Below are 14323 nucleotides of genomic sequence, written 5' to 3'. Positions count from 1 at the left end.
GCGTGCCCCTGGCCGGGGTGACGGTTACCAGGTGCGGCGCCGCCGCACGGGGGCCAGCCCCCGGACCCCCGCTCCTCAAACGCCGGAGGGGCTGAATTTGACCGACGTCGGCCCGCACCCGCACGCCGCAGGGCTGAAAATCCAGCCCCGCCGGCGTTTGAGGCGCGGGGTCCGGGGCGGAGCCCCAGGGGGTCCGGGCGCAGCCCGGGGAACGGGCGAAGGGCGGGTAGGGGACAGCCCCCGCAGGGCCAGCCCAGCGCTCAGGTCACCGCTGCGAACGTCAGTCGGAACAGCGCACCCCCACCGGGAGCGGCTTCGGCGGTGAGCTCCGCCTCGTGCGCCCGCGCGATCTGCCGCGCCATCGCCAGCCCCAGCCCCGACCCCGGCAGGGCCCGCGCCGCCCCCGCCCGGTAGAACCGGTCGAAGACGAACGGCAGGTCCGCCTCCGCGATCCCCGGCCCGTGGTCCCGTACGGTCACCTCCGCGCGCCCGCCCACGACGGCCAGGTCCACCTCCACCTCCGCCCCGGCCGGGCTGAACTTCGCCGCGTTGTCCAGCAGGTTCCCCAGCAGCCGGCTGAGCCGCGCCGGCACCCCCGCCACGACCACGTCCCCCGCCGACGGCGCAGACACAGACGCAGACGCCTCCCCCGGCGGGACCCGCACGCGGAACCCCACCCCCGGCCAGTGCCCCCGCGCGGCCCCCACGCAGTACTCCACCAGCGGAGCCAACCGCACCTGTTCGACCAGCAGCCGCGGCTCCTCGTCCCGCGCCAGCTCGATCAGGTCGTTGACCAGCCCGGTCACCTCCCGCAGCTGCCGTCCGAGCGCCAGCGAGGCCCGTTCGCGCTGCCCGGCCGTGAGCCGTTCCCCCCGCGCCAGGAGTTCCGCGTTGGTCCGCAGCGCCGTCAGCGGGGTCCGCAGCTCGTGCGAGGCGTCCGCGACGAGCCTGCGCTGGGCGGTCACGGACTGCTCCAGTTCCCCGAGCATGGTGTTGAAGCTCCCGGCCAGCCGGGTGATCTCGTCCTCCGGCCCCCTCCCCCGCCCCGGCACCGGCGGGGGCAGCTCGATCCGGTGCCGCGGATCGCGCGTCGCCGCGATCCGCTCGGCGGTGGCGGTGAGCCGGGTGACCGGTGCCAGCCCGGTCCGCGCCACCCAGTAGCCGAGCAGCGCGGCCAGCGCCACTCCCGCGGCCCCGGTCAGCGCCAGCCACCCGGCCGCCTCCTTGATGCCGTCCTCCACCGTGTCCGCCCGCAGCGCCACTTGGAGCGCCCGCCCCTTGGTGTAGTCGGTGGTCAGCATCCGCGCCGGATGTCCGGCGTGCACGATGTCCGTGTAGTACGGGGCCCGCGTGCCCGCCGCGACGGCCCGCGCGGCGGGGGCCACCGGCAGCAGGTACGGGGCCGCGGGATCGCGCGCCGGATCGGCCGGCACCACCTCGGCGCAGGCGGGCGCCGCCAGGAACCGGCACTCGCCGCTCAGGGTGGACGGCCCGGAGTCGGGGTTGCGCTGGGCGGCGAGGCGGGCCGACTGGGTGAGGCTGAGGTCGAGCTGCCGGTACAGCGCGTCGCGCACCACGAAGAAGGCCGCGGCGCACACGCCGACGGCGACCAGCGCGACGGCCGCGGTGACGGCCAGGGCGAGCCGGGTCCGCAGCGGCCGCCTGCGCCGCCACCGCGCTCCGAGCCTCCGCCGCCCCGTACCGCCCGCACCACCCCCGCCGCTCACGCGGCCTCCAGCCGGTACCCGACCCCGTGCACGGTGTGCACCAGCCGGGGCTCGCCGCCGGCCTCCAGCTTCCGCCGCAGGTAGCCGACGTACACGGCCAGCGAGTTGGAGTCCGGGCCGAAGTCCCGCCCCCACACCAGTTCCAGGACGAGCTCGCGCGGCAGCACCTGTCCGGGGTGGCGCAGGAGCAGCTCGAGGAGGGCCGCCTCGGTGCGGCTGAACTCCAGCGGCCGCCCGCCGCGCCGCCCGGTGCGGGTCTCCGGGTCGAGCACCAGGTCCCCGTAGGAGAGTTCGGCCGCGGCTCCGGCCGGGTCGTCGGGGGCGGCCCGGCGCAGGAGCGCCCGTACCCGCGCCACCAGCTCGTCGAGCGCGAACGGTTTGACCAGGTAGTCGTCGGCCCCGGCCTCCAGCCCGTCGACCCGGTCGCTGACCGCGTCGAGGGCCGTGAGCACGAGTACGGGCGTGCGGTCGCCCGCCGCGCGGAGCTGCCGGCAGACGCCGAGCCCGTCCAGCACCGGCATCATCACGTCGAGGACCACCGCGTCGGGCTCCCAGAGCGCCACCTCGGACAGCGCGGCCAGCCCGTCGGCCGCGCCGCGCACCTCGTACCCCTCGACGGCGAGGCCGTCCTCGACGGCGGCCCGCACCTCGGGCTCGTCGTCCACCACCAGAATCCGCTGCATGCCGCAAAGCCTGCCAAACCGTGCGGCACAACCTCTTAGAACCTTCTTAGGACGCACCGGGAGTGTGCGTCCATGACCTCCTCACCCACACCCTCCTCCTCGCGCCGGCCGCTTTCCGTCGTGATCGGCGCGGGCGGCACCGGCGGCCACATCTACCCCGGGCTGGCCCTGGCCGAGGCGCTGCGCGCCGCGGTCCCCGGCGCCGCGGTCTCGTTCATCGGGACCGAACGCGGCCTGGAGACCGAGCTGATCCCGGCCGCCGGCTACCGGCTGCACACCGTGGACATGATCCCCTTCGATCCGGCGCTGGGCGCGGCCCGCTACCTGCTCCCGGCGGCGCTGCTGCGCTCCGCGGGACAGGCGCGGGCCGTGATCCGGGCACAGGGCGCGCACGTGGCCGTCGGCATGGGCGGCTACCCGAGCGCGCCCGCCGTGCTCGGGGCCCGGATGGCCGGGCTGCCCGCGGTGATCCACGAGTCCAACGCGGTGCCGGGCCGCGCCAACCGGTTCGCGGCGCGGCTCACCCCGCACATGGCGGTGGCCTTCGACCGCAGCCGGCCGCATCTGGCGGGCGGGGCGCGGGCGCTGACCACCGGTATGCCGATCTCGGCGGCGCTGGCCTCGCTTTCGGTCCTGCCCGCCCGCGACCGGGCGGTGCTGCGCGCCGAGGCCCGGCGGGAGCTCGCGGTGCCCGACGGGCGGCGGCTGGTGGTGTTCAACGGCGGCAGCCTGGGCGCCCTGCGCCTCACCGGGGCCGCGGCCGCGCTGGCGGCGGCCTGGCAGGCGCGGTCCGACGTACAGCTGCTGATCAAGACGGGGCCGGCCGCTCTGGCGGACACGACGGCACGGCTGTCGGCCTCGGGCGGCCGGCGGATCGCGCGGGCCGTGCCCTATCTGGACCGGATGGACCTGGTCTACGCGGCCGCCGACCTGGTGGTGTGCCGGGCGGGTTCGGCGACGGTGGCGGAGCTCGCCGCGACCGGCGTCCCGGCCGTGCTGGTCCCGTACCCGCACGCTCCGGGCGACCACCAGACCCACAACGCCCGGGTGCTGTCGGACGCGGGTGCCGGGCTGCTGCTGCCGGACGAGGACGCCACGGCCGACCGTCTCGCGGAGCTGCTCGCCCCGCTGCTGGCCGACCCGGCGCGGCTCGCCGCGATGGCCGGCGCGGCCGACCCCGGCCCGCACGCGCGGGCCGCCGAACTCCTGGCGGCGCAGGTGCTGCGCGTCGCCGGCTTCCCCTCCCTCTCCCCCTCTCCCCTGGAGCTCGTATGACCACGCCGACGTCCACGCCCCTGCCCACGACCGGCCCCGGTGCCGCCCGCGACTGGACGGGCCGCACGGTGCTCGTCACGGGCGCCGAGGGGTTCATCGGCTCCACCCTCGTCGACCTGCTGGTGGAGCGGGGCGCGAAGGTCCGTGCCTTCGTGCACTACAAGCCGTACGCGGAGAAGGGCCACCTGGCCCGGTACCTGGCCGATCCGGGCGGCCCCGTCGAGATGTGGGCGGGCGACATCCGCGACGCCGGCCGGGTGAGCGACGCCGTGGCCGGCTGCGACACGGTCTTCCACCTGGCGGCGCTGATCGGCATCCCGTACAGCTACGCCTCGCCCGGCGCGTACGTCCAGACCAACGTCACCGGCACCGAGAACATGGCGGAGGCCTGCCGCCGCCACGGCGTGCGGCGCCTGGTCCACACCTCGACCAGCGAGGTCTACGGCACGGCCCTCACCGTCCCGATCTCCGAGAGCCACCCGCTCCAGCCGCAGTCCCCGTACTCCGCTTCGAAGATCGGCGCGGACATGATGGCGCTGTCGTTCCACCACGCGTTCGAGCTGCCGGTGACGGTGGTGCGGCCGTTCAACACCTACGGGCCCCGCCAGTCGGCCCGCGCGGTCATCCCCACCATCCTCGCCCAGCTCCACTCGGGCGCCCGGGAGGTCCGCCTGGGCTCCCTGACCCCCACCCGGGACTTCACGTACGTCACGGACACGGCGGCGGGCTTCCTCGCGGTCGCGGACTGCGACCGGGCGCTGGGCGAGGTGGTCAACCTCGGCACCGGCGAGGAGATATCCATCGGCGACCTGGCCCGGTCCCTGATCACCGCGTCGGGCCGGGACGCGGAGGTCGTCGTGGACCCGACCCGGCTGCGTCCCTCGGGCAGCGAGGTCCAGCGCCTGCTGTCGGACAACGCGCGCGCCCGGGACTGGGCCGGCTGGAAGCCGGAGGTCTCCCTCCGCGAGGGCCTGACCCGCACCTCGGATTGGGTCGCCTCCCACCTCCACCTCTTCGCCCCGGACCGCTACCAGGTGTGACGCGGTGACCGGCGCCCGGCCGTCGCCCGGCCGTCGCGGTCAGGCGGCGGCGTTCGGTCCCTGGGTGGCCTTGATCTCCTGCAAGGCGGTCAGCTTGCGCACGAAGAGGACGGCGAGCACGGCGGCCGCGAAGCTGGTCAGATCCGCCACCGTGCTGAGGGCGAAGGCGTCGAGGAACTCCTCGGCCGTCTCGGCCGAGTGCCGGTAGGCGACGAAGAGCCCGAGCACCCTGCTGATGACGAACACCACCCACCAGGCGGTCACCGGGGCACTCGAGATCCGGCGGTAGGAACCGTCGGACCTGTTCTGGGCGCTGGCCTCCCAGGTCTCCAGCGCCACCCGGTACGGGAGCACGAAGTTCGCGATCGGGACGAACCAGCCGCCGATGGCCCAGCCGGCGGACTGACTGAAGCCGTCGGGGCGGAACACCTGGCCGTTTCGGCGGACCAGATGGAACCACATGATGGAGACCACGATCAGGCCCAGGCCGAGGAGCTTCGCCCCCGAGGCGACCACGGACTGGAGGGAGTCGACCAGCTCGAGGCTGTCCTGCTCGACGCTCGCGGGGTCGGCGACCAGGTCCGCCATCAGCCCCCTGGCGTAGAAGTCGACCCCGGCCGAGAAGAGGGCGAGGCCGGCTGCGAAGGACAACGCCACGGTCAGACCCGTCCCCAGGCTCTGCGGGGAGCGGAGCTCTCCGACGGGCTGCGGCAATGGCGTCGCGGACAACTGGGACATGACGAAGTACCCCCCACGGGAACGCATGACAAGGAAACGGGCCACCGGATGGGTGGCCCGAACCGCCCGAAGATATGCCATGCCCCTGCCCGCCGTCTACGGCATTGAGTTGCGGAGGCGAACACGCGAACCCGGGCCGCGCCGCCCGCTACGAGCTCCGCAGACTGCGGACGTCCAAGTGCCGCAGCACCCGGTCGACGATCTCCGGATCGGCGCCCGGCTCGCTCCGCGCGGACAGGACCTCGTGGCGGGCGGCGGACATCATCTCCCGCTGGATGCGCTGCACGTCGCGGATCCGCTCCACCCGCTTCGCGTACGCCTCGCGCCGCTCCTCGTCGACCATGTCGGGGCTGATCCTCGCCCCCACGTCGTACGCCCGCCGGTGGAGCATCTCCACCAGGTCCTCGGGGAGGTCCTCCACCTCCTCGATCTCCTTCAGCCGCCGCTTGGCGGCCTTGGCGGCGCGGATCGCGAGGGCCCGGGCGATCTCCGCCTCGGCGTCCGAGTCGGCCTCCACGCCGAGCCTGCGGACCAGCCACGGCAGGGTCAGCCCCTGGAGCACCAGGGTCACCATGATCACGGCGAAGGCGATGAAGACGATCTGGTCCCGGGCCGGGAAGGCCTCCCCGGAGTCCGTCCGGAACGGAATGGCCAGGGCGAGCGCCACCGAGGCCACGCCCCGCATCCCGGCCCACCACATCACCACGGACTCCCGCCAGCTCAGCGGGATCTCCTCGTCGTAGTCGCGGCGCGTGTGCAGCCGTTTGGCGAGCCAGCCGGCCGGCAGCAGCCACACCAGCCGTACGCCGACCACCACCGCGACCACGGCCGCCGCCCACCCGGCCATCTCCCACTCCCGGCCGCGGGCGACGCCGAACACGTTGTGCAGCTCCAGCCCGATCAGCCCGAACGCCACTCCCGTGACCAGCATGTCGACGACCTCCCAGAAGGTGTGCCCGGCCAGCCGGCCCAGCACGTCGTCGGCGTCGGTCGCGTACTCGGCGAGGAAGAGCGCGGTGGTCAGCACGGCCAGCACCCCGGAGCCCCGGAGCTCCTCGGCCAGTACGTAGGCCACGAACGGCACGAGCAGCGTCAGCCCGATCTGGAGCGCGGCGTCACCGAGCCGCCCCATGAGCCGGTTGGCGGCCCAGCCCAGCGCCAGCCCGACGGCCACGGCGACGACGGCGGAGAGCACGAACTCCCCGAGCGCCGCGGGCCACGAGAAGCTCCCGCTCACGGCGGCGGCGATGGCCACGTGGTAGAGCACGATGGCGGTGACGTCGTTGAAGAGCCCCTCGCCCTCCAGGATCGACACCATGCGGCGCGGCAGCCCGAGCGATCCGGCCACGGCGGTGGCGGCGACGGGGTCGGGCGGCGCGACCAGCGCTCCCAGCGCGACGGCGGCGGCGATCGGCAGCCCGGGCACGACGGCGTGGGCGACCGCGGCGACGGCGGCGGTGGTCACGAACACGAGCGCGACGGCCAGCAGCAGGATGGGCCGCACGTTGGCGGCGAACTGGCGCCAGGAGGTCCGCTGCACGGAGGCGTAGAGCAGCGGGGGCAGCACGAGCGGCAGGATGTACTCGGGCGGAATGTCGACGTTCGGCACGACGGGCACCAGCGCGAGCCCCACCCCGCCGAGCGTCATCAACACCGGCGCGGGCAACCCCAGCCGATCCCCGAGCGGCACGGTGACCACGGCCCCGAGCAACAACACGAACAGCAGAGCAAGCTGATCCACGCCCCCAGCCTGTCAGCCCGCCCCACGCGACAACGCTGTCCAGCGCGTGTGCCGCGCCGTGTCCTGGGGCTACGGCAGGGCGCGCCGCATCGACCGGTGCGGAATCCCCGCGTCCTCGAACTCCGGCCCGTAGGCCACGTACCCGAGCCGCTCGTAGAAGCCCAGCGCATGCGTCTGCGCGCCCAAGTCGACCGCGGAGAGCCCCAGCCGCCCCGCCTCCGCCTCGATCGCCCGTACCAGCGCGACCCCGACGCCCAGTCCGCGCGCGGACTTGGTGACGGCCAGCCGGCCCAGCGAGCCGACCTCCGGGGATCCGGTCTTGCCCAGGGCCTCGGGGCCGTGCAGCAGCCGGCCGGTCCCGAGCGCGACCCCGTCCGGCCCCTCGGCCAGGACGTGGACCGCGATCGCGTCGTACGCGTCGTACTCGATCGACTCCGGCACGGACTGCTCGACCACGAACACCTCGGTCCGCACGGCGAAGCAGGCCTTCATGTCGTCCTCGGTGACGGCCACCCGCACCGAGACGGCAGAGCCGGGGCCGTCCGTCACTCGCTTTCCTTCCGGATCACGTCCAGCGCGTGCTGCAGGTCGGCGGGGTAGGTGCTCTCGAACTCCACCCACTGGCCGTCCGAGGGGTGCTCGAAGCCGAGCCGCACGGCGTGCAGCCACTGCCGGGTCAGCCCCAGCCGCTTGGCCACGGTCGGGTCGGCGCCGTACGTCAGGTCGCCCACGCACGGGTGCCGGTGCGCGGCCATGTGCACGCGGATCTGGTGCGTGCGGCCGGTCTCGAGCTTGATGTCGAGCAGCGAGGCGGCGCGGAACGCCTCGATCAGGTCGTAGTGGGTGACGGAGGGCTTGCCCTCCTGGGTCACGGCCCACTTGTAGTCGGCGCTGGGGTGCCGCCCGATCGGCGCGTCGATCGTGCCGCTCATCGGGTCGGGGTGGCCCTGCACCAGCGCGTGGTAGCGCTTGTCCACGATCCGCTCGCGGAACTGGTTCTTCAGGGAGGTGTACGCGCGCTCCGACTTGGCGACGGCCATCAGGCCGGAGGTGCCGACGTCGAGGCGGTGCACGATGCCCTGGCGCTCGGAGGCGCCGGAGGTGGAGATCCGGTAGCCGGCGGCGGCGAGGCCGCCGATCACGGTGGTCCCGGTCCAGCCGGGGCTGGGGTGCGCGGCGACGCCGACCGGCTTCATGATGACGACGATGTCGTCGTCGTCATGGACGATCTCCATGCCGGGGACGGGCTCGGCGACGACCTCGACCTTCCGCGGCGGCTCGGGCATCTCGACTTCGAGCCAGGCGCCACCGTGTACGCGTTCGGACTTCCCGACGACACTGCCGTCGACCGACACCTTCCCCGCGGCCGCGAGTTCGGCCGCCTTCGTCCGGGAGAAACCGAACATACGGGCGATGGCGGCGTCGACGCGCTCGCCCTCGAGGCCATCGGGAACGGGCAGGGTGCGGATCTCGGGAATCGTACTCACCTGTCGAGTATGCAGGACCGGACAGACGCCCGGTCCCGCGATCTTTCCCGTGACCGGTCCCGCGGCCCCTCCCCGTGCCCCTCCCGCTCAGTCCTTGTGGACGGTGCCGTCCGGGTCCAGGCCCTTGAACGACAGCAGGACGATCAGGATCCCGCCGCACACGATCGCCGAGTCGGCGAGGTTGAAGACGGCGAAGTGGGCCGGTGCGATGAAGTCGACGACCGCGCCCCGGAAGACGCCGGGCGAGCGGAAGATCCGGTCGGTCAGATTGCCCAGCGCACCGCCCAGCAGCAGACCCAGCGCGATGGCCCACGGCAGGCTGTAGAGCTTCCGCGCCAGGCGCACGATCACCACGATGACGGTGGCGGCGATGCAGGTGAAGATGATCGTGAAGGCCTCGCCGAAGCCGAAGGCGGCACCGGGATTGCGGATCGCCTCGAACCTCAGCAGATCGCCGATGATCTGGATCGGCGGCTGGTGCTCCAGCTTCGCGACGACGACCATCTTGCTGCCGAGGTCCAGCAGGTAGGCGAGCACGGCCACGACGAGCAGCGCCACGATCCGTCGCCGCCCCCTGGGCGCCGCGGACTCCGGCTGGGTGTCGTCTTCCCCGGCCTCCGGCGTACCGATGATGCGCTCCGCCTCTGTCACGTGAGTCCCTCGAACTAGCTCGAACCAGGATGTCCGGACGGCCCTGCGCCGACCGTCCCGCCAGGTTCCCGGACCCTGACGAGACACGAGGGTACGTCAGGGCACCCGCCGGCCGCCGCCCGGAGTCGGCACCAGGGCCCTGCGCGGTGCCGCCCGGGCCCGCCGGGACCGAACCGTTCCGCCGGGCCACCGGAGCCCGCCCGGGGCCGCCCCGGCCCGCCTGGGCCGTCTCTTAGGAGACGGCCTAGTGCCGCCGTTCCTGCTTCTGCTTGCAGTCCACGCACAGCGTGGCCCGCGGGAAGGCCTGCATCCTGGCCTTGCCGATGGGCTGGCCGCAGTTCTCGCAGATCCCGTAGGTGCCCGCCTCCAGGCGCTCCAGGGCCCGCTCCGTCTGCTCCAGCATCGAGGTGGCGTTCGCCGCGAGGGCCAGTTCGGACTCCCGGGTGATGTTCTTGGTGCCCGTGTCGGCCTGGTCGTCGCCCGCGCCGTCGCCCGAGTCCCGCATCAGGCCCGAGATGGCCACCTCGGAAGCGTCGAGCTCGGCGCGCAGCCGCAGCACCTCGCTCAGCAGCTCGCTGCGGGCCTCGTCGACCTCCTCCTGGGTCCAGGGGTCCTCCCCGGGCCGTACGGCGAGCTCGCCCGGCGTGCTCACGCCCACGCCCGCGCCCCGCGCCTTGGGCAGCCCGCTCGTCGCTGTCGCGGCCGTCTTCCTGGCCGTGCCGGTGCTCTTCTTGGCGACCACTTTGCGGGCTCCCGTCTCTCGCGCGGCCTGCGCCGCCCCCTCGGCCGCGGCCGTCTTGGCCGTGGCCTTCTTCGCGGCCGTCTTCTTGACGGCGGCGGCCTTCTTGGCGGGCGCCTTCCCGGCTGCCGCCTTCTTGGCCGGCGTCGGCGGCGCTCCGGCCGCCCCGTCGGCCGCGGCCGTCTTCTTCACGGCGGCCTTCTTCGTCACGGCAGCCTTCTCCGCAGCCTTCTCGGGTGTACTCCCGGCGGTCTTCTTCGCCACCATGGCCGCGGCCCCTTCACATACTGTGATCATTGCTCGCGAATCGTGCCGGAACGATAAATCGACTCCGGCCCCGCGGCAACGGGGCACGCTTCCATCGAGGTCAACCTGCATCCGTTGTGCCCAGCAGGGGGCCCGGTAATCCGCCCCTCCCGCCCCGGCGCACCCGCGAGCGGCGCATCGGTCCATTCGGGTCATTCCCCGCCCCGTCCGCGACCCGCGCCGCGATCCCCTCGGCGACCCCTCGGACCGCCCCCGCCCCGCCCCCCTCCCGCACCCCCGCGCCACACCCCGTAAACCGGTCTGCCGCGCGGCGCCCCGGCCCGTACACTTGGGCCCAGCGAAAGGCATGGATGGGGACGAGTAGCGTCGGACGCAGCCAGGAGCGACCCGGGGACGGTGAGAGCCCGGGGGCGAGCGCGATGCGAAGGATCACCCCGGAGCCGCCGGAAGAAAGCCGCAGGAAGCCCGCACGGGCCCCCGCGGACCGTAGAACCGGCTTCGCACCCCAATGAGGGGGCCCTCGGACCACACGTCCGGAGGCCAAGGAGGGTGGTACCGCGGGAGCGCACGAAGGCTCTCGTCCCTCCGGACGGAAGTGACATCCCGCCGGAGGAAGAGTTCAGCCTCATGACCACACCGCCGCAATACCGCCCGGTACCCGCCCAGGTCGACCTGCCTGCCCTCGAGCACGCGGTCCTCGACTTCTGGCGCGAGAGCAAGACCTTCGCCAAGACCCTGGAGCAGTCCGAGGGACGCCCCGAGTGGGTCTTCTACGAGGGCCCGCCCACCGCCAACGGCATGCCCGGCGCGCACCACATCGAGGCCCGCGTCTTCAAGGACGTCTTCCCCCGCTTCCGCACCATGCGCGGCTACCACGTGGCCCGCAAGGCCGGCTGGGACTGCCACGGCCTGCCCGTCGAGCTCGCCGTCGAGAAGGAACTGGGCTTCAACGGCAAGAAGGACATCGAGGCGTACGGCATCGCCGAGTTCAACGCCAAGTGCCGCGAGTCCGTGACCCGCCACACCGACGCGTTCACCGAGCTCACGACCCGCATGGGCTACTGGGTCGACCTGGACGACGCGTACCGCACCATGGACCCCGAGTACGTGGAATCGGTCTGGTGGTCCCTGAAGGAGATCTTCAACAAGGGCCTGCTCACCCAGGACCACCGCGTCGCCCCCTGGTGCCCGCGGTGCGGCACCGGCCTGTCCGACCACGAGCTGGCGCAGGGCTACGAGACGGTCGTGGACCCCTCGGTCTACGTCCGCTTCCCGCTGACGAGCGGCCCCCTGGCCGGCGAGGCGGCCCTCCTGGTCTGGACGACGACCCCCTGGACCCTGGTCTCCAACACCGCCGTGGCCGCGCACCCCGAGGTCACGTACGTGGTCGCGCGCCGTACCGGCGGCGAAGACTCAGAGAAGCTGGTCGTGGCCCAGCCGCTGCTGGAGAAGTCCCTCGGCGAGGGCTGGGAGGCCACCGGCCAGACCTTCACGGGCAAGGAGATGGAGCGCTGGACGTACCAGCGCCCCTTCGAGCTCGTGGAGTTCCCGGCCGAGGCCCACTACGTCGTGAACGCCGAGTACGTCACGACCGAGGACGGCACGGGTCTGGTCCACCAGTCCCCCGCCTTCGGCGCCGACGACCTCGCGGTCTGCCGCGCGTACGGCCTGCCGGTCGTGAACCCGGTCCGCCCCGACGGCACCTTCGAGGAGGAGGTCCCGCTCGTCGGCGGCGTCTTCTTCAAGAAGGCCGACGAGAAGCTGACCGCCGACCTCGACGCGCGCGGCCTGCTCTTCAAGCACATCGCCTACGAGCACAGCTACCCGCACTGCTGGCGCTGCCACACCGCGCTGCTCTACTACGCGCAGCCCTCCTGGTACGTCCGCACCACCGCCGTCAAGGACGCGATGCTGCGGGAGAACGAGAAGACCAACTGGTTCCCGGACTCCGTCAAGCAGGGCCGCTTCGGCGACTGGCTGAACAACAACATCGACTGGGCGCTCTCCCGCAACCGCTACTGGGGCACCCCGCTGCCGATCTGGCGCTGCGAGGAGAACCACCTCACGTGCATCGGCTCCCGCGCGGAGCTGACCGAGCTGTCCGGGCAGGACCAGTCCGCCCTGGACCCGCACCGCCCGTACATCGACGACGTCACCTTCACCTGCACGCACGAGGGCTGCTCCCTGGAAGCCGTCCGCGTGCCGGAGGTCATCGACGCCTGGTACGACTCGGGTTCGATGCCGTTCGCGCAGTGGGGCTACCCGTACAAGAACAAGGAGATCTTCGAGAAGCGCTACCCGGCGCAGTTCATCTCGGAGGCCATCGACCAGACGCGCGGGTGGTTCTACACGCTGATGGCGGTCGGCACCCTCGTCTTCGACAAGTCCTCGTACGAGAACGTGGTCTGCCTCGGCCACATCCTCGCCGAGGACGGCCGCAAGATGTCCAAGCACCTGGGCAACATCCTGCAGCCGATCCCGCTGATGGACCAGCACGGCGCCGACGCGGTCCGCTGGTTCATGGCGGCCGGCGGCTCCCCGTGGGCGGCGCGGCGCGTGGGCCACGGCACGATCCAGGAGGTCGTCCGCAAGACCCTCCTGACGTACTGGAACACGGTCGCCTTCCAGGCCCTGTACGCCCGCACGTCGAACTGGGCGCCCTCCGCCTCCGACCCGGCCCCGGCGGAGCGCACGGTCCTGGACCGCTGGCTCCTCTCGGAACTCCACACCCTCACCACCGAGGTCACGGAGGCGATGGAGGCGTACGACACCCAGCGCGCCGGCAAGCTCCTGTCCTCCTTCGTGGACGACCTCTCCAACTGGTACGTCCGCCGCTCGCGCCGCCGCTTCTGGCAGGGCGACGCGGCCGCGCTGCGCACCCTGCACGACGTGGTCGAGACGGTCACCCGCCTCATGGCCCCGCTGACCCCCTTCATCACGGAGCGGGTCTGGCAGGACATGATCGTCCCGGTCACCCCGGACGCCCCGGAGTCCGTGCACCTGTCCACGTGGCCGGAGGCGGACACGGCGATGGTGGACCCGGTCCTGTCCCAGCAGATGCTGCTGGTACGCCGCCTCGTGGAGCTGGGCCGCGCCACGCGGGCCGAATCGGGCGTCAAGACCCGCCAGCCGCTGTCCCGCGCGCTGGTCGCCGTATCGGGCTTCGAGTCCCTCTCCCCCGAGCTGCACTCGCAGATCACGGAGGAGCTGAACGTCTCCTCGCTGGCCTCGCTCTCCGAGGTGGGCGGCTCCCTGGTCGACACCACGGCCAAGGCGAACTTCCGGGCGCTGGGCAAGCGCTTCGGCAAGGGCGTGCAGGACGTGGCCAAGGCCGTGGCCGCGGCGGACGCGGCGGCGCTGTCGCTGGCCCTGCGCGGTGGCTCCGCCGAGGTCGAGGTGAACGGTTCGCCGGTCACCCTCACCCCGGAGGAGGTCATCATCACGGAGACCCCGCGCGAGGGCTGGTCGGTGGCGTCCGACTCCGGCGCGACGGTCGCGCTCGACCTGGAGATCACCCCGGAGCTGCGCCTCGCCGGCCTGGCCCGTGACGCGATCCGCCTGATCCAGGAGGCCCGCAAGAACTCCGGCCTGGACGTCGCGGACCGCATCGCGCTGCGCTGGTCCTCGTCGGACCCGGAGGTCGTGACGGCCCTGACGGACCACGCGACCCTCATCGCGGACGAGGTCCTCGCGACGGACTACGCGTCCGGCGAAGCGGACACCACGTACGGCGACCCGTTCGCGGACGAGCCCCTCTCCCTGACGTTCCGCCTCCGCAAGGCGTAGCCCCCGGGCTGGAGCGGCCCGCGTCCCCTTGCCGGGGGTGCGGGCCGCTTCGCGTTTCCCCACCCCGCCCTCTCACCGTTTCCCGGGGCTGCGCCCCGGCCCCCACACGTGCGGGCTGACGCCAGCCAGAATCCAGCCCCTCCGGCGTTTGAGGAGCGGGGTCCGGGGCGGAGCCCCAGGGGGCCGGGC

At 73.2% G+C, this 14323-nt stretch carries 11 protein-coding genes; 3 read left to right on the top strand and 8 right to left on the bottom strand.

The window, feature by feature from the left end; translation table 11 throughout:
- Positions 1-260 precede the first annotated feature (260 nt).
- The gene (locus ACWGDE_RS26165; protein WP_453391474.1) at positions 261-1727 is read right to left on the bottom strand and encodes a sensor histidine kinase; all 1467 of its coding nucleotides are present in this window, start codon (positions 1725-1727) and stop codon (positions 261-263) included.
- The gene (locus ACWGDE_RS26160) at positions 1724-2410 is read right to left on the bottom strand and encodes a response regulator transcription factor (RefSeq protein WP_453391473.1); all 687 of its coding nucleotides are present in this window, start codon (positions 2408-2410) and stop codon (positions 1724-1726) included. The genes ACWGDE_RS26165 and ACWGDE_RS26160 overlap by 4 nt, the downstream gene beginning before the upstream one ends.
- Positions 2411-2482: 72 nt before the next feature.
- Here ACWGDE_RS26160 and ACWGDE_RS26155 point away from each other — a divergent pair, with 72 nt between their 5' ends.
- Positions 2483-3685 (top strand): UDP-N-acetylglucosamine--N-acetylmuramyl-(pentapeptide) pyrophosphoryl-undecaprenol N-acetylglucosamine transferase, encoded by a 1203-nt coding sequence (locus ACWGDE_RS26155; RefSeq protein ID WP_453391472.1) that lies wholly within the window; start codon positions 2483-2485, stop codon positions 3683-3685.
- The gene (locus ACWGDE_RS26150) at positions 3682-4725 is read left to right on the top strand and encodes an SDR family NAD(P)-dependent oxidoreductase (RefSeq protein WP_453391471.1); all 1044 of its coding nucleotides are present in this window, start codon (positions 3682-3684) and stop codon (positions 4723-4725) included. Before ACWGDE_RS26155 ends, ACWGDE_RS26150 begins: the two co-directional genes overlap by 4 nt.
- Before the next feature lie 39 nt (positions 4726-4764).
- On the opposite strand, the gene ACWGDE_RS26145 is transcribed toward ACWGDE_RS26150, so the two are convergent.
- The 6 genes from ACWGDE_RS26145 to ACWGDE_RS26120 all read right to left on the bottom strand — a co-directional run bounded on the left by ACWGDE_RS26145 (position 4765) and on the right by ACWGDE_RS26120 (position 10348).
- On the bottom strand, positions 4765-5463 hold the full coding sequence (locus ACWGDE_RS26145; protein ID WP_453391470.1) for a DUF4328 domain-containing protein: 699 nt from the start codon (positions 5461-5463) through the stop codon (positions 4765-4767).
- A gap of 148 nt (positions 5464-5611) precedes the next feature.
- Positions 5612-7204, bottom strand: coding sequence for a Na+/H+ antiporter (locus ACWGDE_RS26140; protein ID WP_453391469.1), 1593 nt, complete (start codon positions 7202-7204; stop codon positions 5612-5614).
- 69 nt (positions 7205-7273) lie between these two features.
- A complete protein-coding gene (locus tag ACWGDE_RS26135; protein ID WP_453391475.1) occupies positions 7274-7696 on the bottom strand; it encodes a GNAT family N-acetyltransferase in 423 nt (140 codons plus the stop codon).
- A gap of 53 nt (positions 7697-7749) precedes the next feature.
- The gene (locus ACWGDE_RS26130; RefSeq protein ID WP_453391468.1) at positions 7750-8691 is read right to left on the bottom strand and encodes an RluA family pseudouridine synthase; all 942 of its coding nucleotides are present in this window, start codon (positions 8689-8691) and stop codon (positions 7750-7752) included.
- Between the two features lie 87 nt (positions 8692-8778).
- Positions 8779-9342, bottom strand: a complete 564-nt coding sequence (gene lspA, locus ACWGDE_RS26125) for a signal peptidase II (protein WP_453391467.1) — start codon at positions 9340-9342, stop codon at positions 8779-8781.
- A gap of 244 nt (positions 9343-9586) precedes the next feature.
- Positions 9587-10348, bottom strand: coding sequence for a TraR/DksA family transcriptional regulator (locus ACWGDE_RS26120; protein WP_453391466.1), 762 nt, complete (start codon positions 10346-10348; stop codon positions 9587-9589).
- A 627-nt stretch (positions 10349-10975) separates the two neighbouring features.
- Between ACWGDE_RS26120 and ileS the strand changes: the two genes are divergently transcribed.
- Positions 10976-14134: an isoleucine--tRNA ligase gene (ileS, locus tag ACWGDE_RS26115; protein ID WP_453391465.1), complete on the top strand. Its 3159-nt coding sequence runs from the start codon at positions 10976-10978 to the stop codon at positions 14132-14134.
- Positions 14135-14323: the final 189 nt, after the last annotated feature.

It is taken from the genome of Streptomyces sp. NPDC054956 (assembly GCF_053609185.1).
The sequence above is the reverse complement of the archived record's forward strand: the minus strand, read 5'-3'. Positions and strand labels throughout refer to the sequence as shown.

Bases quoted from the DNA above. Each gene is read 5' to 3' on its own strand.
- ACWGDE_RS26150 (WP_453391471.1), top strand. From the start codon at position 3,682: ATGACCACGCCGACGTCCACGCCCCTGCCCACGACCGGCCCCGGTGCC.
- ACWGDE_RS26155 (WP_453391472.1), top strand. From the start codon at position 2,483: ATGACCTCCTCACCCACACCCTCCTCCTCGCGCCGGCCGCTTTCCGTC.
- ileS (WP_453391465.1), top strand. From the start codon at position 10,976: ATGACCACACCGCCGCAATACCGCCCGGTACCCGCCCAGGTCGACCTG.
- ACWGDE_RS26145 (WP_453391470.1), bottom strand. From the start codon at position 5,463: ATGTCCCAGTTGTCCGCGACGCCATTGCCGCAGCCCGTCGGAGAGCTC.
- ACWGDE_RS26160 (WP_453391473.1), bottom strand. From the start codon at position 2,410: ATGCAGCGGATTCTGGTGGTGGACGACGAGCCCGAGGTGCGGGCCGCC.
- ACWGDE_RS26120 (WP_453391466.1), bottom strand. From the start codon at position 10,348: ATGGTGGCGAAGAAGACCGCCGGGAGTACACCCGAGAAGGCTGCGGAG.
- ACWGDE_RS26135 (WP_453391475.1), bottom strand. From the start codon at position 7,696: ATGAAGGCCTGCTTCGCCGTGCGGACCGAGGTGTTCGTGGTCGAGCAG.